Origin of the sequence: Thalassolituus alkanivorans (genome assembly GCF_020447205.1) — a bacterium.
GTDB lineage: Bacteria > Pseudomonadota > Gammaproteobacteria > Pseudomonadales > Oceanobacteraceae > Venatoribacter > Venatoribacter alkanivorans.
On sequence record NZ_JAJAEL010000022.1, the window covers coordinates 1 to 320 of the forward strand.

The following is a 320-nucleotide window of genomic DNA, read 5'->3' on the forward strand; positions in this document are numbered from 1 at the left end:
GACTGGGGTGAAGTCGTAACAAGGTAGCCCTAGGGGAACCTGGGGCTGGATCACCTCCTTAAACGATACTTCAGTCGTCTCAGTTAAGTGCTCACACGAATTGCTTAAATGCTTTTACACGAACCCTCGTGGTTTTGTGTTGTTCTTTAAAAATTAGGATACATGAGAATTGAGATTCTCAAGCGAACTTGCAGTTGCTTGGCGATAGCAATTAACTCCACACCATAAAGTTTTGTTCTTCATAGCTTGTAAGAACTGAAACGGTTTGGGGTTATATGGTCAAGTGACTAAGCGTGCACGGTGGATGCCTTGGCATCTGG

The 320-nt window shown here is 44.4% G+C and carries 1 rRNA gene; it reads left to right on the forward strand.

The features are described from left to right. Positions 1-61 (forward strand): 16S ribosomal RNA (locus tag LGT44_RS08900); the annotation flags it as partial. Positions 62-320: the final 259 nt, after the last annotated feature.